This is a genomic window from Streptomyces sp. NPDC052773 (assembly GCF_044547145.1).
Classification (GTDB): domain Bacteria; phylum Actinomycetota; class Actinomycetes; order Streptomycetales; family Streptomycetaceae; genus Streptomyces.
In genome coordinates this window covers 88,028-111,850 of the sequence record NZ_JBITZX010000001.1, presented here as the reverse complement: position 1 = coordinate 111,850, position 23,823 = coordinate 88,028, and the positions used below count along the sequence as shown (strand labels likewise).

The window sequence follows — 23,823 nt, the reverse complement described above, 5'->3', positions numbered from 1 at the left end:
CCGTGGGGTGAGCGATGTGAACTTCTGGGAGTACCTGGGCAGTCGCCACCAGCAGCTGCTCGCCGACGCCGGGCAGCACGCCAGCGCCGTCTTCCAGTGCATGGTCGTGGCCACCGTCCTCGGGGTGCTGATCGGGGTGGTCACCTACCGCAGCGACTGGGCCGGCAACCTGGCCACCACCGCGACCTCCACCATCCTCACCATCCCGTCGCTCGCCATGATCGGCCTGCTCATCCCGGTCGTCGGCCTCGGCGTGCCGCCGACGGTGATCGCGCTGACCCTGTACGGGCTGCTGCCGGTCGTGCGGAACTCGATCGTCGGCCTGCGCGGCGTCGACCCGGCGCTGGTGGACGCCGCCACCGGCATCGGCATGTCCCGGCTGTCCCGGCTGCTGCGGGTGGAGCTGCCGCTGGCCTGGCCGCCGATCCTCACCGGCATCCGGGTCTCCACGCAGATGCTCATGGGCATCGCCGCCATCGCCGCCTACGCATCCGGGCCCGGCCTCGGGAATCTGATCTTCCGGGGCATCGCCTCGCTGGGCAGCCAGAACGCACTCAACCAGGTCCTCGCGGGCACCCTCGGAATCATCGTCCTCGCCCTGCTCTTCGACGCCGCGTACGTCCTGATCGGACGGCTGACCATCCCCAGGGGGATCCGTGCCTGAGAACACCGCGACCGGCGGCGCGACCATCGAGCTGGAGAACCTCACCAAGCGCTACCCCGGCAACCCGGCGCCCTCGGTGGACAACGTCAGCATGGAGATCGGCGCGGGCGAGACGGTGATCTTCGTGGGGCCGTCCGGCTGCGGCAAGTCGACCACGCTGAAGATGATCAACCGGCTGATCGAGCCGACCAGCGGCCGGATCCGCATCAACGGCGAGGACGTCACCGACATCGACCCGGTGAAGCTGCGCCGCAAGGTCGGCTACGCCATCCAGTCCGCGGGCCTCTTCCCGCACATGACCGTCGCGCAGAACATCGGGCTCGTACCGAAGATGATCGGCTGGTCGAAGTCCCGGATCCGCGACCGGGTCGAGGAGCTGCTCGACCTGGTCGGACTGGACCCCGGCGAGTTCCGGGGCCGCTATCCGCGCCAGCTCTCCGGTGGCCAGCAGCAGCGCGTCGGCGTGGCCCGGGCGCTGGCCGCGGACCCGCCGGTGCTGCTGATGGACGAGCCGTTCGGCGCGGTCGACCCGATCACCCGCGACCACCTCCAGGACGAGCTGATCCGGCTCCAGCACGAGCTGCACAAGACGATCGTGTTCGTCACCCACGACTTCGACGAGGCGATCAAGCTCGGCGACCGGATCGCGGTGCTGCGCGAGCGCTCGCACATCGCCCAGTTCGACACCCCAGAGGCGATCCTCACCAACCCGGCGGACGACTTCGTCTCCGGTTTCGTCGGCGCGGGCGCCGCACTGAAGCGGCTGAACCTGACCCGGGTGGGCGAGGTGGAGATCACCGACTATCCGACGGTGACCGTCGACGACGCGCTCCAGGACATCTTCGACAAGCTCCGCCGCAGCGGCACCAACGAGATCCTGCTGCTGGACAAGCGGGGCCGCCCCTACAAGTGGCTGCGGCGCGGCGACCTGATGCGCGCCAAGGGGTCGCTGGCCCGCGCGGGCACCCTGGTGCACGACACGGTGACCCGGGACGCCACCCTGCGCGACGCCCTGGAGGCCGTGCTCACCGACAACGCCGGGCGGGTCGCGGTGACCGGCCGGCGCGGGGAGTACACCGGGGTCGTCGACGTGGAGACGCTGATGAACTCCGTGCACGAGCTGATGGAGGCCGACCGGCTGGACGCGATGGAGCACCAGCACGAGCTGGAGGAGGCGCGCGAGGAGCTGACGCACGCCGAGCAGGAGGGCCGCGGAGGGGAGGCGAAGGCGTGACGAGCGCACCGGACCGCGGGCGCCGCCCCGAGGGCGAGCACGAGGTCAGAGGGCTGCCGTTCCGGGACGACGGCGAGGCCGAGCTGGAGCCCGTGCCGCATCTGCGGCGCCCGCAGCCGCGCCGGATCGGCTGGCGGAAGCTGACCTTCCTGCCCGCGTTCCTGGTGGCGCTGCTGCTGGCGACCTGGCTGTGGTTCCGGCAGGCCGACCTGGACACGATCTCCGAGAACGCGCTGTCCGGCGGGCAGGTCTCCAAGGCGCTGTGGCAGCACGTCGAACTGACGGTGATCTCCACCTTCTTCGTGCTGATCATCGCGATCCCGCTGGGCGTCCTGCTGACCCGCAAGGCGTTCCGCAAGGGGACCCCGGTGGCGATGGCGCTGGCCAACACCGGGCAGGCGACCCCCGCGATCGGTCTGCTCGCGCTGCTGGTGATCTGGCTCGGCATCGGCCGCCGGGCGGCCCTGATCGGCATCATCGTCTACGCCGTCCTGCCGGTGCTGTCGAACACCGTCGCCGGCCTCAAGGCCAACGACCCGACCCTGCTGGAGGCGGCCCGCGGCATCGGGATGTCCCCGCTCGGCGTGCTCACCAAGGTCGAACTCCCGCTGGCGGTCCCCCTGATCCTCGCGGGCGTGCGGACCGCGCTGGTGCTGAACGTGGGCACGGCCACGCTGGCGACCTTCGGCGGAGGCGGCGGCCTCGGTGTGCTGATCACCACGGGCATCACCAACCAGCGGATGCCGGTGCTGATGCTCGGCTCGATCCTCACGATCGCCCTCGCCCTGCTGGTGGACTGGCTGGCCTCGCTGGCGGAACTGCTGCTGCGGCCGCGGGGACTGGAGGTGGGGACATGAGACGGCGGATGTGTCTGCTGCTGGCGGGCGGGCTGCTGACGGCGGCCTCCGGCTGCGGGCTGACCAGCGGCTCCCCGATGGTCGACGACGTGCGGCCGGGATCGATCGGGAGAGGAGAGCCCCTCGAGGGCGCCGATCTCACCGTGACGTCCAAGTCGTTCACCGAACAGCTCATCCTCGGCGCGATCATGGGGATCGCCTTCGAGGCGGCCGGCGCGGAGGTCCTCGACCGGACCGGCATCCAGGGTTCCATCGGCTCCCGCGAGGCCGTGCGCAGCGGCGACGCGGACGCCGTGTACGAGTACACCGGCACCGCCTGGATCACGTACCTCGGCAACAAGGAGCCCATCCCCGACCCGCGGCGGCAGTGGCAGGCCGTGCGCGACGCGGACCGGAAGAACGGCCTGACCTGGCTGGAGCCTTCCACCCTGAACAACACCTACGCCCTGGCCATGAACCAGGCCAACTTCCGCGAGTACGGCACGAAGACGCTGTCGGACGTCGCCGCGCTGGCGAAGAAGGACCCCGGCGCGGTGACGCTGTGCGTGGAGGGCGAGTTCGCCAACCGGGAGGACGGGCTGCCGGGGATGCAGAAGGAGTACGGGATGAACATCCCGGCGGCCCGGATCACCCAGATGGACACCGGCATCATCTACACCCAGGCCGCGAAGGGGAGTTGCGTCTACGGCGAGGTCTTCACCACCGACGGGCGGGTGAAGTCCATGAACCTGGTGGTGATGGCGGACGACAAGAAGTTCTTCCCGAACTACAATGCCGCGCCGGTGATCAACACCAAGACGCTGAAGGAGTGGCCGGCGATCACGGACATCCTCGCGCCGATCACCGCGAAGCTGAACAACGACGTGGCGCGGGAACTGAACGCCAAGGTGGACGTGGACGGCGAGGACCCGCACCAGGTGGCGCTGGACTGGCTGGTGGCGGAAGGGTTCGTGAAGGAGGGCTGACCCGGCTCAGCAGGAGGGCACGGACTTGCCGGAGTCGAGCGCGACCAGCGACTGCACTGCACCCTTCAGCGTGGTCACCGGGATCAGCCGCAGCCCCTTCGGCAGCTCCGCCTCCGCGTCCGCGCACTCGTCCCTCGGCACCAGGAAGACGGTCGCGCCGTCACGCCGGGCGGCCTGCGTCTTCAGGGCCACGCCACCCACGGCACCGACTTTCCCGCCGGCGTTGATCGTGCCGGTGCCGGCGATCGTACGGCCACCGGTGAGGTCGCCGCCGCGGCCGTTGCCGTCCAGCTTGTCGATGATGCCCAGCGAGAACAGCAGCCCGGCGCTGGGGCCGCCGACGTCCGCCAGCTCCAGGTCGACGTCGATGTCGTCGCCGGAGCGGCCGAGGTAGTTCAGCGCGGCGGCGGTCGCCGCGTCCTGCGACTGCCGCATCTGCCGCGCGTTGAACTCCTCGACCTCCTTCACGTCGTCACCGCTCGGGTAGACGGCGTCCAGCGGCATCACGGCCCGGTCGGACCGGAACCACCCGTCGAGCAGGTCCGGGAGCGACGCCCGCACCTTCGGGCCGGTCGCGACGATCGTCGTCATCCGCAGCTCGCCCCGCGTGTCCCGGGTCGGCGCCCCCGAGATCGTGATCACCGGGGTTCCCTTGTTCTTCCCGAGCACGTCCGCCGTCGACCCCGGCTGCGCCACCGCGAACGGCAACGGCGCGAACACAGCCGTCGCGACCAACGCCACAACGGGCACCGAACAGACGGCGAGGGCCTGGGAACGCGTGAGACGAGAGAGCACGGGCCCAATCTAACGCGACGGCTGGTGACAACGACTTGCGGGCAGCCGCGGACCCACCTACGCAGCCTGCGGGCAGTCGTGCCGCTTGGGGCGGCACGGTTGGGCGCTGGAGGTACCCCCTGCTCGAAGAGCCAGGGGGAGGCGCCTCGCCGCGCCGAGCCCCGCGACCGCCCCCGCCCCCGCCCCCGCCCAACGCCGGGCAACCGGTTAACGCAGGGCCTCGGCGACTTCCCTCGCCGCCTCCACGACCCGCGCCCCCACCCGCTCCGGCACCGCGTCGGCGAGCATCACGACACCCACGCTGCCCTCGACCCCGGTCACCCCGAGCAGCGGTGCCGCGGCCCCGCTCGCGCCCGCCTCCAGCTCACCGTGGGTCAGGGTGTACCCGGGGTCACCCGTCGGCTTGGCGCGCGCGGCGAGGATCGCCTTGCCCGCGGCCCCCCGGTCCAGCGGATGCCGGAAGCCGGCCCGGTACGCCACGTGATAGTCGGTCCACGTCGGCTCGACGACGGCGACGGCCAGCGCCTCCGCCCCGTCCACCAGCGTCAGATGCGCCGTCGCCCCGATGTCCTCCGCCAGCGATCGCAGCGCGGGCAGCGCCGCTTCTCGTACCAGCGGGTGCACCTGCCGGCCCAGCCCCAGCACACCCAGCCCCACCCGGGCACGTCCGCCCAGGTCACGGCGTACGAGTGCGTGCTGCTCCAACGTGGCCAGCAACCGGTACACCACGGTCCGGTTCACGCCCAGTTTGGTGGATAGCTCGGTGACGGTCAGCCCGTGGTCCGTGTCGGCCAGCAGCTTGAGGACCCGCAGTCCTCGGTCGAGCGTCTGAGAGGTCTCCGCGGTCACGACGCCCACTCCTTAAGTGGTGAGGTCGGCAGCCCCCCTCGCGGCGGATGCGTCGCCGAGTCCCGTCAGCGACGCGCTTGTAGAGGCTGCCGATCGGCTGGCGGCCCGGCCTTGTTCCGGGCCGCGTCGCTACACGGCTGCGCTCCGCGGCGGCGCTGCCACGGGGCGTGTGCGTAGCGGGACAGTAGCGAGCCGGTTCGCTGAGCGGAAGGCTCCGTCCAGAATCCGGTCATTGGCCGACATGACGTGCCGCGATATGTCCCGATACGTACGGCGCGCAGCTCCCCGCCACACGCCCCGCCCCACAGACCTCGAGAGACCCGGAGGAGACCTCACGGGCCCGGAGGGCTACCGCATCCGCGTGGCCCACTCCTGCACCTTGGCGATCCGCTGCCGCAGCTGCCCGGCGGTGGCCTCCGCGGCCGGCGGCCCGCCGCACACCCGGCGCAGTTCGGTGTGGATGACCCCGTGCGGCTTGCCGCTCTGGTGGACGTACGCGCCGACCATCGTGTTCAGCTTGCGCCGCAGCTCCATCATCTCCTTGTGCGAGACGACGGGCCGCCGCTCGGCGGGCAGCTCCAGCAGGTCCGCCTCGCTGTCCGGCTTCTTCTTGCTGTGCGCGATCTGCCGCGCCTGCCGCTTCTGGAGCAGCAGTTGGACCTGCTCGGGTTCGAGGAGTCCGGGGATGCCGAGGTAGTCCTGCTCCTCCTCGCTGCCCGGGTGCGCCTGCATGCCGAACTCGGCGCCGTTGTACATGACCCGGTCGAAGACGGCGTCGGACTCCAGCGCCTCGAAGGGCAGCATGTCCTGCTCGCCGGTGTCCTCGTCCTGCTGCTTCTCCGCCTCCTTGAGGAGCTTCTCCTCCTCGGCGTACGGGTCCTCCTCGCCGTCCTTCTTCGGCTTGTCGAGGACGTGGTCGCGCTCGCGCTCCATCTCGTTGGCGAAGCCGAGCAGGTCCGGCACGGTCGGCAGGAACACGGACGCGGTCTCGCCCCGGCGCCGCGACCGCACGAAGCGTCCGACGGCCTGCGCGAAGAACAGCGGGGTGGAGATCGTCGTCGCGTACACCCCGACCGCGAGGCGCGGCACGTCGACGCCCTCGGACACCATGCGGACGGCGACCATCCACCGGTCGGTGTTGTTGCTGAACTCGTCGATCCGGTTCGACGCGCCCGCGTCGTCGGAGAGGACGAGGGTCGCCTTGTGGCCGGTGATGTCCCGGATCAGCTTGGCGTAGGCGCGGGCGGACTCCTGGTCGGAGGCGATCACCAGCGCGCCCGCGTCCGGGATCGCCTTCCTGACCTCGGTGAGGCGCTGGTCGGCGGCGCGCAGCACGGCCGGCATCCACTCACCGCGCGGGTCGAGCGCCGTACGCCAGGCCTGGCTGATCGCGTCCTTGGTCATCGGCTCGCCGAGCCGGGCCTGGATCTCGTCGCCGGCCTTGGTCCGCCAGCGCATGTTGCCGCTGTAGCTCAGGAAGATCACGGGGCGGACGACGCCGTCGGCGAGCGCGGAGCCGTAGCCGTAGGTGTAGTCGGCGGCCGAGCGCCGGATGCCGTCCGGGCCCTCCTCGTACGTCACGAAGGGGATCGGGTTGGTGTCCGAGCGGAACGGCGTACCGGTCAGGGCGAGGCGCCGGGTCGCCGGCTCGAACGCCTCCAGGCAGGCCTCGCCCCAGGTCTTGGTGTCACCGGCGTGGTGGATCTCGTCGAGGATGACGAGGGTCTTGCGCTGCTCGACCCGGTTGCGGTGCAGCATGGGCCGCACGCCGACACCGGCGTACGTCACGGCGACGCCGTCGTACTCCTTGCCGAGCGGCCCGGCGCTGTACTCGGGGTCCAGCTTGATGCCTATCCGCGCGGCGGCCTCCGCCCACTGCTTCTTCAGGTGCTCGGTGGGCGCGACCACGGTCACCTGCTGCACGACGTGGTGGTGCAGCAGCCAGGACGCCAGCGTCAGCGCGAAGGTCGTCTTACCGGCGCCGGGGGTGGCGACCGCCAGGAAGTCTCGCGGCTGCTCCTGGATGTACTTCTCCATCGCCCCCTGCTGCCAGGCACGCAGCTTGCTGGCGGTGCCCCAGGGAGCACGGCCGGGGAAGGCGGGCGAGAGGTGGTGGGAGGAGGAAGCGGCGGTGGTAGTCACGGTCTCCGTCGTGGGGGTCGAGCGGCTCGGCTACGTATGACAACCGGGCCACCCTACCGGCGGTCCGCCGCCGTCAACGCGCGAACGACACCCGGTCGCCCGAGGGTGGGACCCACGTCACAACACCCTCGGTGACACCGCTCGTGACTCACCGTTCCCGCAGCCGCGTGGTCACCCAGGCACCCACCAGCGCGACCGCCGCCATGGGCAGGAAGACGGCGGCGAAGGCAGCCGGGTGGGAGGCGGTGCCGGCGGCCTCGGTGGTGGCGTGGGCGACCGTGCCGCCGCCGAGCGCGGCGAAGGCTGCGCCGCCGGCCGCGAGCAGGATCACATTCGACAGGCCGTCGGAGATCTGGAGCGCGGCGGAGTTGCTGCCCGCCTCCTCGGGGGCGGACAGGTGGAGCAGCAGCACGCTGGTGGAGGAGATCACCAGGCCCATGCCGAAGCAGCCGAACCCCCAGGCGACGGCCACCGTCCACACCGGCACGGCCTCGATCAGCACGCTCGGCGCGGTCGCGATGGCCGCCGCCACCATCACCATGCCCAGCGTCATCAGCCGCTCCCGGTACGGCTCCACGCGGGACCGCGACTGCACCCACGAGCCGAGCGCCCAGGTCGCGCCGCCCGCGGCGAGCGAGAACCCGGCGAGCGTCGGCGTGAGGCCCCGCTGGGTGACCAGCATCAGCGGCACGAACGACTCCGCCGCGATGAACGAGCCCGCCGCGACACCGCGCAGCAGCACCACCGACGGCAGCCCGCGCGCCGCCCGGTAGGTGCCGCGCGGGAGGAGCCCGAGTACGGCGGGGACGAGCAGCGCGGCCCCGGCCGCGCCGGGCAGCAGGGAGAGCCAGCGCAGGTCCTGGGCGGCGTACTGGAGCAGTCCGGCGCCCAGCGAGATACCGAGCGCGAGCCGGATCCGCCGCGCGTCGAACGAGGCGGCCCCCTTCGACCCGTCGACCGGGCCTCCCGCCCGCCGCCGGATCTGCGGCAGTGCCAGCGCCAGCGGAAACACGACGAGCACCGGAATCCCGACGAACACCCAGCGCCAGCCCAGCTGCTCGGTGACCGCGCCGGCGGCGAGCGGTCCGACGATCGACGGCACGACCCAGCCCGCGGCGAACGCGGCCATGATCGCGGGCCGCAGCCGCTCGGGGTAGGCCCGGCCGACGACGACGTACAGCGCGACGATGACGAGTCCCCCACCGAACCCCTGCACGGCCCGCCCGAGGATGAACAGCCACATCGCCCCCGCGGTCCCCGACAGCAGCAAGCCGGCCGCGAACGCGGCGATACCGCAGGTGAGGGGGGACAGCGGGCCGCGCCGGTCCGACCACTGCCCGGCCAGCACCATGCCGAACAGGCTGGTCGTGAAGTACGCCGAGAACGCGAACGCGTACAGCGACACCCCGTCCAGCTCCCGCGCCGCCACCGGCATCGCGGTCCCCACGGCGGTCGCCTCGAAGGCGATCAGTACGACGACGGAGACGATCCCGATACTGAGCGCCCGGTACGACCGACTGAGCACACCGCCACCCGGCGGCTCCGGAACACCCGGTACGTCTACGGAATCCACTGCTGCGTCGGCGACATCGGCGTCGCGCGGATCGAGGGCGGCCATGCCCGCCAGAGTAAGGGGCTCGGCAACGTTTGGCCCCTGTCGGGAGACGTGATCCCCCTCAGCCCTTGGTCGTACGCCCCTCCCCCGCTTCATGAACGGCGTGTGGCAGTCCCGTTGCAGCCCACCCAGATCCCTTGAGCCCGGCTTCCGCCCCGCCATACGGTCGACACAACACGTTGGCCGTGTGGGAGTTACGCGGGTCCGATCCCCGCCACGGCTACCGAAGTGAAGTTCGTCTTGGCCGTGTGCCCGAGTGGTTGAGGGACTCGCCTGCAAAGCGAGTTACGCGGGTTCGATTCCCGCCACGGCCTCAAGTGCATTGACCAGGCAATAGGGAAGGGCGGCACCCTCCGAGGGGGCCGCCCTTCCCGTTGTCCGTCTCAGTTGTAGTTCTAACGCGTGGTTCGGTGAGCAGTTTCACGTGGAGCCGGAGGGAGTAGCCCAGCGTGCGGTGCCTCCGGCCATGCGCGGCGCTGAGGGCAGCTACAACCCGCGTCGTGGTGTACTCGCCCGACGAGGACGGTGGCCGGCGCGTGCGTGTGGAGGGCAAGAGCCTCGGGATCGCATACTCACAGGATCCTCGTGCGAAAGGGCGATGCGCCCGCTGACCACCGCCCGCACGCGCAGCACAACCGCCCCGCTACAGAATGTTATTGGGGCTTCGCTGCTGGATGCCCTCTGCTCTCGCCGTGAGTATGCTGGGAGTGGGTGTACTTCATGGAATGGCTGACGAGGCTGCCTGGCATCGCATGGCTGAGGCGTACGCACGTGTGGCGGGCGTTCGAGCGGCTGGCCACGGTCCACTGGGCGCGGCTTGCCGCCGCGATCACCTTCACGAGTTTCGTCGCACTCTTTCCGCTGATCACCGTGGGCGCGGCGATCGGCGCCAAGCTACTGAGCGAGGAGCAGCTCGGGCAACTCCAGGACAAGATCGCCGACCAAGCGCCGGGCCTTTCGGACCTGCTGGACCTGGACAGTCTCGTCGCCCACGCCGGGGCCGTCGGGCTCATCGCGGGCGTGCTGCTGCTCGTGATCGGGATCAACTGGGTCGGCGCCCTGCGCGGGTGTCTGCGCGCGGTGTGGGAGAAGGAGCAGGACCCGGGGAATCCCATCCTGCTGAAGGTCAAGGACGCCGTGGTGCTGGTCGGTCTCGGCGTGGTCGGGCTGGTCGCGATCGGCAGTTCGGTGTTCGCGAACATTGCGGTTGGCTGGGCCGCCGACAAGGTCGGGATCGAGGGCGGGGCGGGACGGGCGCTGCTGTTCTTCGCGGGTCTGGCCATCGCCCTGCTCGTCGATTTCCTGCTGCTGGTCTACCTGCTTACCCGGCTGGCGCGGGTGCATCCCGGCCGGCGCGCGGTCTTGGTGGCCGGCCTGATCGGTGCGGTCGGCTTCGAACTGCTCAAGTGGCTGCTGACCGGCTATCTGCAGGGTGTCGCAGGGAAGAGCATGTACGGCGCTTTCGCCGTGCCGGTCGCCGTTGTGCTGTGGATCAACTTCATGGCCAGGCTGCTGCTGTACTGCGCCGCCTGGACAGCGACAGCGACGGCGGTGCAGTCCGGCGAGACAGCCGAGGGCGAGGGCCCGGAGCCCGGGATCAGCCCCGCAGCCGGCGATGCACCACAGCGGACGTCGGCCGACAGCCCCGCCCCAGCAGCACTGCGCCGCACGGCGCCTCCAGCGCACGAACCGAGATCCGAGCGCCGGTAACTGCGGGGGGGGGTATGAGATTCAAACTCGTGAGGGTTTGCCCCACACGCGCTCTGAGCGGGCGCCCTCGTCGACAGCCTCCGCCTGGGAAATTACGTGACGCTCAAGCCATCGAGCAGGGGGAAGTACCTGACCGTCGACATGAACCGCTCTGACTCGTGACCACCCGACCCTGACGTTCCGCGACCTCTAGCGTCCTGACGTGCGCGGATGCCGCGGACAGCGTGGCTTTCGGCTCCGTCTCTCCTGTGGGACAGGGAGCTGGGGCCGTCGCTTGAACCAACAGCGGCGGACTTGGCTCCCGGCCACAAGGAGCCGCGAGAGTGCATGGCGAGTTACTCGTCGCCCTTCACGAACGATCCTTGACCCAGCACGGTGTAAAGCCGCCCCTCTTCTCGCAGAGCGGCCACGGCTTTCTGCACCGTGGAGGGTGCCACGTCCAGCTCGGCCGCCAGCTCGTTCACGGCGGGGAAGCGCTCGCCGGCGGGGTACTGCCCGGCATCGAGACGGCGGCGCAGCTCCTCCGCCACCTGGGGCCAGACGGGCACCGAACGGTCAAGATCCATACAGCCGAGCATCCGCGTATCTTCGTAAACACGCGACCGCGTATACGCGTATACGCGTATGCTCGCCACGCACAACGACAGAGACCCCCGCGACAGCGGCGAACTGTCCGGGGGCGCGGCCCGCACTGACAAGGAGTGCAGACGTGCGAACTCTACTGATGCTCATCCTCTCGTGGCTCCTGCCCGGCCAAGGCAGGCGGCGAGCAACCCCGCCCACCGGGACCGGGCATACGGCAGCCCCATCCGCCGCGATCTCCCCGGCACGGCGACTGATCGTTACGCGTGAGGCGGTGGGGGTGGGGCGTCTCGCCCTCGTCATCGAGGCTGACGGCTTGCCCGTCGTACGGCCGTACGTCATCGCCCACGAGCGGGAGCTGGAGCGACGACGCCAGAGGGGCGGGCGACGCGCTGCCGTGCCGATGACGCTCGGGCAGGCCCGCCCGGCAGGAGGGATGGCATGAGCCCACAGTCCGGCAGTACCCCGGCCGTCGTCATCCGACATCTGCGTCTGCTGCCGTGGACCGGGCCCGAGGGGAGGCCGGCTCATCTCGTGACGGACGGCACGGCCTCTCCCCTGTCCCGGCTCGCCGACGAAGTGGAGGCCCAGCAGATCGAGACGGCCACAGTGATCCGCGAGCTGGCCCTCTCGATGATCGTGGACTTGGAGAACCCCACGCCCGATGAGGTTCGGTTCCTTGTCCGCCGTCTATGCGAGTCGATCACTGACTTGCTCAGGATCGCGGAGAGCCGGGGCGATCGCATCCCGCCGTACGACGAGCCCGACACCGACGAGGGGAGTGAGTACGAGTGATCCGGTGCGGCGACGTGACTCCCGCACAGGCGGCCTTCGCTGCGCTCGGGGAGCACTGCGCCTGCTGCTCCACCTGCGTGACGGTTAACGAAGACGGCCGGAACGCGCATCTTCCCTGCGAGATCGCCGACCGGCTGGGACGGACGTACAGGGACACGCGACGAGCCGCCGGCGGCCGCACTGTGGGGTAGCCACCACGGACGGGAGCCCCGAAACCATGCCCCGGCCACCGGACCTCGGGGTTCCCCACTGGTGATCGCCAAGCGAGTTACGCGGGTTCGATTCCCGCCACGGCCTCTATGCCTCCCATTGCCTCCGCGCCGCCCGTGCGCAACAGGCACAGGGCCAGGACCAGTTCCGAGACGTCTCGGTTCAGGGGGTCCAGGCGGGCCTCCATCTCGGTCCAGCGGAGGATTTCGCCGGTTGTGCCCTCGACCACCAGGCCCGCGTCTCCGATGAGGCGGCCCAGGCGTATCAAGTGGTCGGCTTCGGCCGGGAGTTGGTCGAGGGGGAAGTCGCCTGTGTATTCCTCGTCGGTGTAGTACTCCGTGAGGGTCGGCAGGGGGAGGTCCGTGTCGAGGGAGAAGAGGATCTCGTCCTCGGGCAGGCCCGTCTCGCGGAGGAAGCGGCGGGTGGGTTCGTGGGTGAGCGTCGCGGGGAAGTCGACGTCCTCGAAGCGGGCCACGCGGCCCCGGCCGAACTCCTGGTCCAGCAGGCGCGCGGGCAGGTCGAGGGCGAGGCCCGATGCGGTGGCCGGGGTGCTGATCGCCGTGACGACGGCGCCGGTCGTGCTCATGGGAAGAAACACTACGCGGCGCCACTGACAATCGCCCTGACCAGGGCGAACAGCGCGATTCCGGGGCTTACTGCGCCGGCGTCGTCACCACCGCCGCCTGCGGGCGGATCGGCAGCCGGTTCACCGGGCGGCCCGTCGCCGCCCGCACCGCCGACGCGATCGCCGCCGGCGACGCCACCACCGGCACCGCGCTGACCGCCTTCGCGCCGAACGGCGCGACCACGTCCCGCTCCTCGACCAGCTTGACGATCCGGATGTCCGGCGCGTCGAGGGCCGTCGGCAGGGCGTAGCCGGTGAGGTCGGGGTGCCGTATCACGCCGCGCGGGGTGCGCAGGTTCTCGGTGAGCGCGATGCCGACGCCCTGGGTGACACCGGCCTCGATCCGGGCGGCGAGCTGGGCGGGGTTCAGCACCCGGCCGACGTCCTGGGCGACCGCCAGCTCCACCACGCGTACCGAGCCCAGTTCGATGTCGACGTCGACCACCGCGCGGATCGCGCAGAAGGCGAGACCCACGAACGCGTCGCCCTGCCCGGCTTCGTCCAGCGGCTCCGTCGGGTGCGGGCGGCACTGCGCGGTCGCCCACAGCTCCTTGCCCTCCAGCGCCTCGGCGACCGTGGTCGACAGGACACCGTCGTAGGACGTGATTTTCCCGTCGGCGACCTGCAGCAGCTCGGTGGACATGCCGAACTTCTGCGCCAGCGGCTGGAGGAGCTGCGTACGGACCATCTTCGCCGCGCGCTCCACCGCGCCGCCCGAGACCCACGTGTGCCGGCCGCGGCAGCCCGCCCCGGCGGGGGGCTGGTCGGTGTCGACGGGCGCCACGTGGACCTCGTCGACGCCCAGGATCTCCTGGACGATCTGCCGGGCCAGCGTGGAGAAGCCCTGGCCGGTCTCGACGGCCGCGCACAGCACCGTCGCCACCCCGTCCTGGACCTTCACCGTGGCCGTGGAGACCTCGTCGGCGCCCTCCGCGCCGAGCATGTGCACCATGCCCAGGCCGTAGCCCACGCCCCGGCGCACCGCGCCCGGCTCGCCCGCGCCCTCGGGGCCGCCGGGCAGCAGCCACTGCTCCTCGGGGGTGTCCTTCGGCAGCGGCGGGAGGGGGAAGTCGCGTACCGCCTGGAGCAGTTCGGCGACCGGCGCCGGGCAGGTCACCGTCTGGCCGGTGGGCAGGACGTCGCCCGTCGCCATGACGTTGCGCAGCCGCAGCTCCGCCGGGTCGATGCCGAGCTTCTTCGCCAGCTTGTCCATCTGCGCCTCGTACGCGGCGCAGACCTGCATCGCGCCCTCGCCGCGCACATGGCCGGAGGGCGGGTTGTTGGTGCGCACGGCCCAGCCCTCGATGAAGGCGTTGGGGACGACGTACGGCCCGCAGGCGAAGGACACCGCCGCGGCAAGCGCGTCCGACGAGGTGTCCGCGTACGCGCCCGCGTCGAGCAGGATCTGCGCCTCGACCTTCACCAGCCTGCCCTCGGCGTCCGCGTGGTGGCGGTAGCGCAGCAGGGTCGGGTGGCGGTGGACGTGCCCGAGGAAGGACTCCTCCCGCGTGGCGGTGAGTTTCACCGGGCAGCCGGTCTTCAGGGCGAGCAGGCCGAGCGGCAGCTGGAAGCCCTGGTCCTCCCGGTCGGCGGTGGCGCCGGGGACGCCGGTGACGACGACCTTGACGCGCTCGGGCTCCAGGCCGTAGCAGGCGGCGGCGGTGTCGCGGTCGGTGTGCGGGTCGGTGGAGGCCACGTACAGCTCCACGCCGCCGTCCGGGCGCGGCACGGCGAGGCCCGCCTCGGCGCCGATGGGGGCCGGGTCCTGGCGGCCGATGCGGTACAGGCCCTCGACGACGACCTCGCCGTGCGCCTGCGGGTCGCCGTGGCGCAGCGGGATGTGCCGGATCAGGTTGCCGTCGGGGTGCAGCGGCTCCGCCTCGAAGGCCTGCTCCGGGTCGGTCACCGGGTCGAGGACGTCGTACTCGACGATGACGGCCGCGGCGGCCATCCGCGCGGTGTCCGGGTGGTCGGCGGCGACGGCGGCGATGGGCTCGCCGTGGTGGCGGACCACGTCGGAGGCGAAGACCGGACGGTCGGCCTTGCCCCGGCCGTACAGCGGTCTGCCGGGCACGTCCTCGTGGGTGACGACCGCGCGGACACCGGGCATCGCGCGCGCGTGCGTGGTGTCGATCGACTTGATGCGCGCGTGCGCGTGCGGGGCGCGCAGCACGGCCGCCCACAGCAGGCCCTCGGCCCACAGGTCGGCCGCGTACGGGAAGGTGCCCTCGGTCTTGGCGCGCGCGTCGGCGGCGGGCAGGGAGGAGCCGAGGCCGTGCGGGATCGGCTCCGGGGCGGGGCCGGCCTCCGCGGCGCCGGCCGCGGTCGCGGTGGTCGCGGTGGCGGCTTCGTTGCTCACGCCTGGCCTCCGTCCTGTCCCTGTCCCTGTCCGTACGGCGGATGGTGCGGCTGATGCGCTTGCTGGTGCGGCTGGCCGTGCGATCCGAACGGCTCGAACGCCGACGGGTTGACGCTTCCGGCGCCCGGGCCCGCCTGGTGCGGGATACGGGCGTCCCCGGCGCCGTGTTCGGCGGCCTCGGCCGGCTCGGCGGCCTCGGCGGCGGCGTGCGCGTCGCGTTCGGCGACGACCTCCTTGACGGCCTCGACGACCCCGCGGTAGCCGGAGCAGCGGCAGAGGTTGCCGCACAGCGCCTGGCGGGTCTCCAGCTCGGTCGGCGCGGGGTTGCCCTCCAGCAGGTCGTGCACGGTCATCGCCATGCCGGGCACGCAGAACCCGCACTGCACGGCGCCGCACCGGGCGAGCGCCCGCTGCACGTCCGAGGGCTGCCCGTCGACGGCCAGGCCCTCGACGGTACGGACCTCGCTGCCGGCGGCGGTCACCGCGGGCACCAGACAGGAGGCCACGAGCCGCCCGTCGACCTGCACGTTGCACGCCCCGCACTCGCCCTGCGAGCAGCCGTCCTTGGCGCCCGCGAGCCCCAGCCGCTCACGCAGCACGTACAGCAGCGACTCGCCGATCCACGCGTCGGTGACGGGGCGGTCGCTGCCGTTGACGCGCAGCACGTAGGACGCGAGGGGGTGCTCGTCGGCCGGGGGCGCGGGGGGTTCCTCGGCGGGCGCGGAAGCGGTGTCCCGCGCGGGGTCCGGTTCCGAGGTCGCCGCTGCCTGGTCCTGCTCGGCGGGGGCTCCGGCCTCGGCGTCCGGGGCCGCGCCTTCCGAGGGGGAGGACGGGGCGTCCCCGGCGGGCACGCCGTCTCCGGCGGTGGGCTGGGGCTGCGGCTGGGCCTCGGGCCGGGTGGCCGAGGCGGCCTCCGCGTCCGGGGCCTGTCCGGCGTTCTGGGGCTCCGGCCGGCCGTCGGCGTGCGGGGCGTGCCCAGACTCCGCGCGCGGCTGATCCTCGCCCTGCGGGGCGTATCCGGTCTCGGTGCCCGCCTGATCCTCGCCCTGCGCGGCGTAGTCGGGCTGCTCGCCCTGCGCGGCGTAGCCCGGCTGCTCCTCCGCGTGCTGCTCGTGCCCAGGCTCGGGGCCCGGCTGTCCCTGCGGCGCGTACCCGTCCTCCGGGGACGCCTCCGCGGGCCCCTCCGCGGCGTTCTCCGCGCCCGTGGAGCCCTCCGTGGCCGTACCGGCACCCTCGGTGGCCCCGGGAGCCTCAGCGGGCCCGGAGACGGCCTCTGCGGCGCTCTGCGGGGGGCCGGCCGGGTCGGTCGGCTCGTGGGCGGCCGGAGCCCCGGTCTGCGGAAGGTGTCCGGCGTACGTGCCGTGCGCGGGCGTACCGCCGTCCCCGGCCGTCGCCTGCTGCGCCCACGGCTGTCCCGCGCCGTGCGTCGCCCAGGGCGCGGGCGCGCCGCCGGGCAGGGTGGCGGGCGGGGTGCCGCCCCACTGCTCGACCAGGGCGGACGTGGTGAACTCGCCGGACTCGTCCGGGAGGTCGCCCCCGGCGACGGGGATCGACCACTGGCCGGTCACGTCGTGGCCGGGCGCGGGCGGCACCGGGGCCGTCTCGCCGGTCCCGGCCGCCCCGGTCGTGCCTGCCGTCCCGGCCGTCTCGTCGTACGTCTCGTAGGCCCACTGCCCGGTCGCGCCGGGCTCGTAGGTGAACTGGTCGTGCGCGGCGTCCTGCTGGGGCACCGCGTTCGGGTCGGGCCACTGGACGCCGCCCGCGGGCATGGACCAGGTGCCGGTGGCCGCCGGGTCGGTGCCCGCGGTGGTGGCCGGCGTGACCGTTATGGGCGGGGGCACATAGCCGTGGCCGGGCGCGGCCAGCGGGCTGTCGGAGGAGGCGAGGAGCGCGTCGATGCCGCCCTCGGGCAGCTTCACGAACGCGGTGGCGCCGTCGTCGTAGTCGCCCTGGGGCAGCGGGTCCCAGCGTCCGCCCCCCTGGGGCGTGCCCTCTCCGTACCGGTCTGCGTGCTGGTCGTCGGTCACGACAGCGCCCTCCCCAGTGCTCGTCGGGCCAGCGCGGCGACGGTGCGCCGCAGGTGCAGTACGGCGGGCGGCAGCGGTGTCACGGAGCCGTCCTCGGCGGGGGCCGGGTCGGGGATGCAGGCCGCGGCGACGTACTCGCCGAAGGCGTGCAGCGCCTCGGGCACGATCGCGCGGTCGTTGTCCCAGTCGATGAGCTGGGCGACCCACTGCTCGGCCTCCAGGGGCCGCAGCGGCATCGGCGCTATGGCGCCCACCGCGCAGCGCACACCGCGCCGCGCGGGGTCGAGGACCAGGGCGACGGAGGCGACGGCCCGCCCGGGGCCGGTACGGCCGGTCGCCTTCAGGAACACCTGCGGGGCGTGCAGCAGCGGCACGCGCACGTAGCCGATGAGTTCGCCGCCGCGCAGCATGTCCATCCCGGCCAGCAGGTGCGACACGGGGATCTCCCGGCGGGCGCCGCCCGGACCCGCGATGATCAGGGTCGCCTCCAGCGCGGCCAGCACCGGCAGCGCGTCGCCGGTGGGCGCGGCGGAGGCGATGTTGCCGCCCAGGGTGCCCGCGTTGCGGATGTGCGGCGGACCGGCGGCGCGCGCGGCGGCGGCGAGCGCGGGGATGAGGGCGGCGAAGTCGGGGCGGCCCATCCGCGCGTGGGTGAGGCCCGCGCCGAGCAGGGCGTGGCCGTCCTGGTACTGCCAGCCGCGGATCTCGCTGATCCGGCCGAGACCGACCAGTCCGGCGGGCCTGAGCTGCCCGGAGTTGACGGCGGTCATGAGGTCGGTGCCGCCCGCCACCGGGACCGCGGCGGGCATCGCGGTGAGCGCCGCCACGGCCTCGTCGAGCGTGGCGGGCAGGGTGACGGCCTGCGCCGCCTGCGGTGCGTGCGTGGTCAAACCGGCTGCCCCTTCCCGCTGCCCCACCTGGTCCCGCCTGTGCTGCCGTACGGTACGTGCTGACAGGGCGGACGTGGCAACTCTGGCACATCTTCGCAGGGCCCGAACGCGGGGGTCCGCTAGGAGGCATTCGCCCACCTCACCGGGGGGTTGGTCCGTTTCCACACGGCTGCTCCGGTGCGCGCGGATTGCACCTCTTCGGTGAAGTTGCCGGATTTTCTCCCTTTACTTGTTCCCTTGCCTGTTCCTTCCTCGTTCCCTCGTTCCTTTGCCGGTCCCCTCACCTGTTCGGGGGCGGCCCGTCGATCGGGCGTCCGAGGACGCCCGGCCGGCGCTGCCACGGGCGCGGCCCGGCGGGCGGCCGGTAGGCCACGCCGAGGGCGTCGAGCCGCCGGTAGTGGGCGGCCATCCGCCGCTCGAAGTCCGCGAAGTCCCGCTCGCGCGGGGCGGGCAGCGCGCTCCAGGCGACCTCCGCGAAGGCGGCGAGCCGAGGGAAGACCTGGTAGTCCACCCGCGCGGAGTCCTCCATCACCTCGGTCCACACATTGGCCTGGGTGCCGAGCACGTGCCGGGCCTCCTCGGGCGTCAACTCCGGGGGAACCGGCTCGAACCGGTAGACGTCCTCCAGGGTGCGGACGTAGCCGATGGGGACCGGCTCGTCCGCTCCCGCGTCCTGCCGGTGGTCGAGATAGACCTGCTGCTCGGGGCACATGACGACGCCGTGCCCCGCGCGCGCGGCCGTCACCCCGCCCGCGTAGCCCCGCCACGAGGACACCGCCGCGCCCGCCGCGAGACCGCCCTCCAGGATCTCGTCCCAGCCGATGAGCCGGCGCCCGCGCGCGGCGAGCCAGCGGTCGAAGTGGCCGATGAACCACGCCTGGAGCCCGTCCTCGCCGGCCAGCCCGAGTTCCTTGATGCGCGCCTGTGCCACGGCCGACCGCCGCCACTGGTCCTTCGGGCATTCGTCGCCGCCGACGTGAATGAACCGCGACGGGAACAGCTCCAGCACTTCCTCGAAGACGTCCTCGTAGAAGCGCAGGGTGTTGTCGGTGGGGGCGAGTACGTTGGGAGAGATCCCCCAGTTGTCCCAGACGGTCAGGGCGGTGGTGTCGATGACGTCGGTGTTCCCGAGTTCCGGATACGCCGCGATGGCGGCCTGCGAGTGGCCCGGTACGTCGATTTCCGGGACGACGGTGATATGCCGCTCGGCGGCGTAGGCGACGATCTCCCGGATGTCGTCCTGGGTGTAGAAGCCACCGTGCGGCTTCTCCTCCCACAGCGGTGAGGCGCGGTGACCGAATTTCGTCCGCTCCCGCCAGGAGCCGGTCTCGGTCAGCCGGGGGTACTTCCTGATCTCGATCCGCCACCCCTGGTCGTCGGTCAAGTGGAAGTGGAAGACGTTGAGTTTGTGCACGGCCATCAGGTCGAGGTAGCGCAGGACCCCGTCCTTCGGCATGAAGTGCCGGGCGACGTCGAGCAGGAGGCCGCGCCAGCGGAAGCGGGGACCGTCCTCGATCACCACCATCGGCACGTCCCACCGCCGCCGGGCCGGATCGACCGGCGCCCGCCGGAAGGCGTCGGGGCCGAGCAGCTGACGGAAGGTCTGCGCGCCCCAGAAGACGCCGGCCGCGCTCCCGCCGTCGATCCGGATCGCGTATCCGTCGACCGTCAGGCGGTACGCCTCCGGCGCCAGCCCGGGGTCGACGCGCAGCACGATGCCGTTGTCGTCGCGGCCCTCGGTGAGCGGCAGCCCGGTGGCGGCGCCCAGGGTGGCGCGCAGCCAGTGCGCGACCCGCTCGGTGCCGGGTTCCGCGTGGAGCGCGGTCTCCTCGTCCAGCGGGAACACCCCCCGCGTGGGCGGCACCCACCACCCGTCGCGCGGAGCCGGAATCAGATCCTCGAATCCCATGTCGTCAGTCCTTTACCGCTCCGCCCAGCCCGGAGACCAGCCGTCGCTGTACGAGTACGAAGAACACCAGCACCGGAATCGTCATCACCGTGGACGCCGCCATCACGCCGCCCCAGTCCGGATCCTCGGGTTTGTAGAAGACCAGCAGGGCCATCGGCAGGGTCGACTGGGAGGTGTCGCTGATGATGAACGACTTGGCGAACAGGAAGTCGTTCCAGGCGGAGATGAAGGAGAACACACTGGTGGCCACGAGGCCCGGGAAGACGAGCGGGAAAAGGATCTGCCACAGGAATCGCGCCCGGCTCGCCCCGTCGATGTACGCGGCCTCCTCCAGCGCCTGCGGAACCGCCTTCAGGAACCCCCGCAGCATCCAGATCGCGAACGGCAGCGAGAAGGCGATGTGCGGCAGGATCAGCGACCCGAGCGTGTTCAACTGGCCGAAGTCCCGCATGAGGAAGAACAGCGGGATGGTGAGCGCTTCCACCGGCACCATCTGGGCCACCAGAAACATGATCAGCAGGGTGGTCCGGAAGCGGAACCGGAATCGCGTCACGGCGGTCGCCGCGAGAAACGCGATCAGCCCGGAAACGATCACCACGGTGCCCGCGACGAGCAGGCTGTTGAGGAAGTAACGGCCGAATTCCTGCTGTCCGAAGACCCGTCGGAAGGATTCCAGCGAGGGGGCGAGCGTCCAGGGCCGCGGCTCGCTCGACTCGATCTCCCCGGCCGGCCGGACGGCGCTCAGCACCATCCAGTACAGCGGGAAGGCCACGACGGCCGCCACCAGCAGCGCGGCCGTCTCGGCGGCCGGCCGCCAGGGCCGCCGCACGAGAACTCTCACGGATTTCACAGTTCCTCCCCCTGCCGGCGCAGCAGCCGCAGATACCCGAGCGTCACGACGAGCAGGATCAGCAGCATCACGACGCCGATCGCCGCGCCGAGGCTGTACTCGGAGGACGCGAACGCCCGTTGGTAGGCGTAGACGTTCAGCACCAGGTTCTGTCCGGCTATGCCGCCGCCGCCCGTCATGACGTAGATCTGGGTGAAGACCTTGAAGTCCCAGATCACCGACTGGATCGTCACGATCGCCAGGATCGGGCGGAGCAGGGGCACCAGTACCGACCGCCAGATCCGCCACTGCGAGGCCCCGTCCAGCGCGGCGGCCTCCAGCACCTCGGTCGGCACCGCGCGGATGCCCGCGTACACCGTCACCATCACGAACGGGAAGGAGCACCACACCACTTCGAGCAGCACCAGCAGGAACGCGCTGTACCGGCCGTACGTCCAGGAGTGGTCGCCGAGTCCCAGCACCCGGTTCACCGGCCCGAAGTCCGGGTCGAAGAGCAGCAGCCACACCGTCGACCCGGTGACCGCCGGGGTCGCCCACGCCCCCAGCGCGGCCAGCATCAGCGCCAGCCGGGGCAGCGCCCGCACCCGCGTCAGCAGCACGGCGAGCGCGCACCCCACCACCAGGGTGCCCACCACACAGGCGCCCGCGAACACCACGGTCGCCAGCAGCACCTGCCAGAACTGCGGGTCCCGGAAGAGGACCGCGTAGTTGCCGACCCCCCGGAAGGAGGTCGGCTCCCCACCGCTGACCTGCGCCTGCGTGTACTCGAACAGCGAGATGAGCCCGAGCTGGTAGACGGGATAGACGAGCAGCCCGCCGAGGACGACCAGAGCGGGGGCGAGATAGACCCAAGGGACGGTGGAACGCCCCCAGGGGCGCGGGGAACTGCGCGACAAGCCCCCACTCACCCGCACCCGCCGGCGCACGGCACCCCCCACCTCCGCAGGCACCCCCCTCACCCGGCGGAGCCGAACGCGTCGTCCATCTTCCGCGCCGCCTCCCGCGAGGCCGCGGCCACGTCCTTCCGGCCGCTGACGATCTCCTGGAACATCGTCGGCAGCACCAGCGAGGAGTCGATCCGCGCCCACGCGGGCGAGACGGGCACGAACTTCGTCCCGGCGGCCAGTGTCCGCACGAAGGGCTTCACGAACGGCTCCTTCGCGGCCACGTCCCGCCGTACGTCCGTGAACGTCGGCAGAAAGCCCATCGCGTCGAAGAGCCGGCCCTGGGTGTCCTTGGACGCGAGGCGCTTCATCAGCTCGACGGCGAGGGTCCGGTGCCCGGTGCTCTTCAGCACGCCGATGTTGTTGCCCCCGGCGAACGCGGGCGCGATCTCCCCGGACTTCACCCCTGGGAGGGGCACCACGGCGTACTTGCCCTTGACCGCGCCCGCCTCGACGGCCGCGTGGCTGAAGTCGCCGCCGATCGCCATGCCCGCCTTGCCGGAGGCGAAGGCGGTGACCGTGTCGTTGCCGCCCATGCCGGCGCACTTGGCGGCGGGGCAGTTGTCGTCGCCGAAGAGGGCGGTGTACGCCGCGATGCCGCGCCGCGCGGCGGGGCTGTCGAGGGCGGCGGTGTACGAGTCGCCGCGGCGGGTGGCGAGTTCGCCGCCGTGGGCCCAGACGAACGGCAGCGCGCCGTAGGTGTAGGCGCCGCCGACGACGAGGCCGTACAGGTCGGGCCGGGCGGCCCGGATCCGTCGCGCCGTGTCGGCCAACTCGTCCAGGGTTCGCGGCACTTCGAGGCCGAGGTCGGCGAAGACGTCGGTGCGGTAGTAGAGAGCGCGTACGCCGACGAAGAACGGGGCGCCGTAGACCCTGCCGTCGACGGTCACCGACTGCCGGGCGGTCGGGTCGGTGTCGGCGGCCTCGCGCCAGGCGGCGAACTCCTCGCTGACGTCCGCGAGGCCGCCGTCCTTCACATGGCCGGCGGTGTCGGTGTTGCCGTACTCGATGACGTCGGGCGCGGACGCGGGGTCGTTGAAGGCGGCCCTGACGCGCTGGGCGCGGGTCTCGACGGGGATGTACTCGACGGACACCTCGGTGCCGTCGTGGTCCTTCTCGAAGCGGTCCACGACCGCCTCGACGACCCGTTCCTTGGGCCCGTTGTCGACCTCCCGGAAGAGCCAGACCCGCAGGGTGCCGGTCTTGGCGTCCTTGCCCGAGGCGGAGGTGTCCGAGGTCTGGGGGGCGCAGGCGGTGGCGGCCAGGACGGCCAGGAGCACGGCCAGCCGGGCGGGGTGCTTCATGGAAAGCCTCCGAGCGTTGCAGCATACGCAATGGGGATTTCGCTCTGCACAACACAGGGAGGCTAAGGACTACATGAACATGACGACAAGAGGTCTCCACCAGTTCGTGACACACGAAAGGCCCCCCGAGCGCGCCTGAAACGCGCCCAGGGGGCCTCGCCGAGCATCAGCGGGACACGGCGGAAGGGTTACTTGTCGCCCTTGCCCTTGTCGTCACCGCCGGCGCCCATGGACTCGTAGATCTCCTTGCACAGGGGACACACGGGGTACTTCTTCGGGTCGCGGCCCGGCACCCAGACCTTGCCGCACAGCGCCACGACGGGAGTGCCGTCGAGGGCGCTCGCCATGATCTTGTCCTTCTGGACGTAGTGGGCGAAGCGCTCGTGATCACCGTCGCCATGGGACACCTGCGGCGTCGGCTCTACGAGGGTCCCCGTACCAGTCCCGCGCTCGGGCTCGAGAGTGCTCATAGGACCCAAGGGTACTGAAGCTCACAT

General features: G+C 71.8%; 19 protein-coding genes, 1 tRNA gene and 1 pseudogene. 7 read left to right on the top strand and 14 right to left on the bottom strand.

The features are described 5' to 3' along the window. The first annotated feature begins 16 nt into the window (after positions 1-16). The 4 genes from ACIG0D_RS00445 to ACIG0D_RS00430 are packed head-to-tail and all read left to right on the top strand — an operon-like array spanning position 17 to position 3,720. Positions 17-664 carry an ABC transporter permease gene (locus tag ACIG0D_RS00445; RefSeq protein ID WP_399796327.1) on the top strand — a complete coding sequence of 216 codons (648 nt, stop codon included), beginning with the start codon at positions 17-19 and terminating at the stop codon, positions 662-664. Further along, the gene (locus tag ACIG0D_RS00440; RefSeq protein ID WP_399795384.1) at positions 657-1,898 is read left to right on the top strand and encodes a betaine/proline/choline family ABC transporter ATP-binding protein; all 1,242 of its coding nucleotides are present in this window, start codon (positions 657-659) and stop codon (positions 1,896-1,898) included. Before ACIG0D_RS00445 ends, ACIG0D_RS00440 begins: the two co-directional genes overlap by 8 nt. Then, complete coding sequence (locus ACIG0D_RS00435) at positions 1,895-2,755, top strand: ABC transporter permease (RefSeq protein WP_399795383.1); 861 nt, start codon at positions 1,895-1,897, stop codon at positions 2,753-2,755. The genes ACIG0D_RS00440 and ACIG0D_RS00435 overlap by 4 nt, the downstream gene beginning before the upstream one ends. Further along, positions 2,752-3,720 (top strand): glycine betaine ABC transporter substrate-binding protein, encoded by a 969-nt coding sequence (locus ACIG0D_RS00430; protein ID WP_399795382.1) that lies wholly within the window; start codon positions 2,752-2,754, stop codon positions 3,718-3,720. The genes ACIG0D_RS00435 and ACIG0D_RS00430 overlap by 4 nt, the downstream gene beginning before the upstream one ends. Before the next feature lie 6 nt (positions 3,721-3,726). Here ACIG0D_RS00430 and ACIG0D_RS00425 read toward each other — a convergent pair whose 3' ends face one another. The 4 genes from ACIG0D_RS00425 to ACIG0D_RS00410 form a co-directional block, all read right to left on the bottom strand. Continuing rightward, positions 3,727-4,515: a S16 family serine protease gene (locus ACIG0D_RS00425; protein WP_399795381.1), complete on the bottom strand. Its 789-nt coding sequence runs from the start codon at positions 4,513-4,515 to the stop codon at positions 3,727-3,729. Positions 4,516-4,722: 207 nt separating this feature from the next. After that, complete coding sequence (locus ACIG0D_RS00420) at positions 4,723-5,364, bottom strand: IclR family transcriptional regulator (RefSeq protein WP_399795380.1); 642 nt, start codon at positions 5,362-5,364, stop codon at positions 4,723-4,725. Positions 5,365-5,712: 348 nt separating this feature from the next. Next, positions 5,713-7,506: a DEAD/DEAH box helicase gene (locus ACIG0D_RS00415; RefSeq protein WP_365759531.1), complete on the bottom strand. Its 1,794-nt coding sequence runs from the start codon at positions 7,504-7,506 to the stop codon at positions 5,713-5,715. 148 nt (positions 7,507-7,654) lie between these two features. Next, complete coding sequence (locus ACIG0D_RS00410; protein ID WP_399795379.1) at positions 7,655-9,124, bottom strand: MFS transporter; 1,470 nt, start codon at positions 9,122-9,124, stop codon at positions 7,655-7,657. Positions 9,125-9,363: 239 nt separating this feature from the next. On the opposite strand from ACIG0D_RS00410, the gene ACIG0D_RS00405 reads away from it, so the two are divergent. Both ACIG0D_RS00405 and ACIG0D_RS00400 read left to right on the top strand, forming a co-directional pair. Continuing rightward, a tRNA-Cys gene (locus tag ACIG0D_RS00405) sits at positions 9,364-9,435 on the top strand. A 406-nt stretch (positions 9,436-9,841) separates the two neighbouring features. Continuing rightward, the gene (locus ACIG0D_RS00400; RefSeq protein ID WP_399796326.1) at positions 9,842-10,831 is read left to right on the top strand and encodes a YihY/virulence factor BrkB family protein; all 990 of its coding nucleotides are present in this window, start codon (positions 9,842-9,844) and stop codon (positions 10,829-10,831) included. 335 nt (positions 10,832-11,166) lie between these two features. Here ACIG0D_RS00400 and ACIG0D_RS00395 read toward each other — a convergent pair whose 3' ends face one another. Beyond that, complete coding sequence (locus ACIG0D_RS00395) at positions 11,167-11,397, bottom strand: GntR family transcriptional regulator (RefSeq protein WP_279335706.1); 231 nt, start codon at positions 11,395-11,397, stop codon at positions 11,167-11,169. 457 nt (positions 11,398-11,854) lie between these two features. Between ACIG0D_RS00395 and ACIG0D_RS00390 the strand changes: the two genes are divergently transcribed. Continuing rightward, on the top strand, positions 11,855-12,208 hold the full coding sequence (locus tag ACIG0D_RS00390; protein WP_399795378.1) for a hypothetical protein: 354 nt from the start codon (positions 11,855-11,857) through the stop codon (positions 12,206-12,208). Positions 12,209-12,476: 268 nt separating this feature from the next. Here the strand turns inward: ACIG0D_RS00390 and ACIG0D_RS00385 are convergent. The 9 genes and pseudogenes from ACIG0D_RS00385 to ACIG0D_RS00345 all read right to left on the bottom strand — a co-directional run. Beyond that, positions 12,477-12,974: pseudogene (locus tag ACIG0D_RS00385) on the bottom strand (SUKH-4 family immunity protein); the annotation flags it as partial. Between the two features lie 97 nt (positions 12,975-13,071). After that, a complete protein-coding gene (locus tag ACIG0D_RS00380; protein ID WP_399795377.1) occupies positions 13,072-15,402 on the bottom strand; it encodes a xanthine dehydrogenase family protein molybdopterin-binding subunit in 2,331 nt (776 codons plus the stop codon). Beyond that, positions 15,399-17,429, bottom strand: coding sequence for a 2Fe-2S iron-sulfur cluster-binding protein (locus ACIG0D_RS00375; protein ID WP_399795376.1), 2,031 nt, complete (start codon positions 17,427-17,429; stop codon positions 15,399-15,401). Before ACIG0D_RS00375 ends, ACIG0D_RS00380 begins: the two co-directional genes overlap by 4 nt. Next, positions 17,426-18,319, bottom strand: coding sequence for an FAD binding domain-containing protein (locus ACIG0D_RS00370; RefSeq protein WP_399795375.1), 894 nt, complete (start codon positions 18,317-18,319; stop codon positions 17,426-17,428). Before ACIG0D_RS00370 ends, ACIG0D_RS00375 begins: the two co-directional genes overlap by 4 nt. Positions 18,320-18,599: 280 nt before the next feature. Beyond that, complete coding sequence (locus tag ACIG0D_RS00365; protein WP_399795374.1) at positions 18,600-20,228, bottom strand: beta-N-acetylhexosaminidase; 1,629 nt, start codon at positions 20,226-20,228, stop codon at positions 18,600-18,602. A 4-nt stretch (positions 20,229-20,232) separates the two neighbouring features. Then, complete coding sequence (locus tag ACIG0D_RS00360) at positions 20,233-21,078, bottom strand: carbohydrate ABC transporter permease (protein WP_399795373.1); 846 nt, start codon at positions 21,076-21,078, stop codon at positions 20,233-20,235. Next, positions 21,075-21,974: a carbohydrate ABC transporter permease gene (locus ACIG0D_RS00355; RefSeq protein ID WP_399795372.1), complete on the bottom strand. Its 900-nt coding sequence runs from the start codon at positions 21,972-21,974 to the stop codon at positions 21,075-21,077. The genes ACIG0D_RS00360 and ACIG0D_RS00355 overlap by 4 nt, the downstream gene beginning before the upstream one ends. Before the next feature lie 59 nt (positions 21,975-22,033). Continuing rightward, entirely contained in the window at positions 22,034-23,326 is a 1,293-nt protein-coding gene (locus ACIG0D_RS00350; RefSeq protein WP_399795371.1) for an extracellular solute-binding protein, read from the bottom strand. A gap of 188 nt (positions 23,327-23,514) precedes the next feature. Then, positions 23,515-23,796 (bottom strand): DUF3039 domain-containing protein, encoded by a 282-nt coding sequence (locus ACIG0D_RS00345; protein ID WP_165999219.1) that lies wholly within the window; start codon positions 23,794-23,796, stop codon positions 23,515-23,517. Positions 23,797-23,823 lie beyond the last annotated feature (27 nt).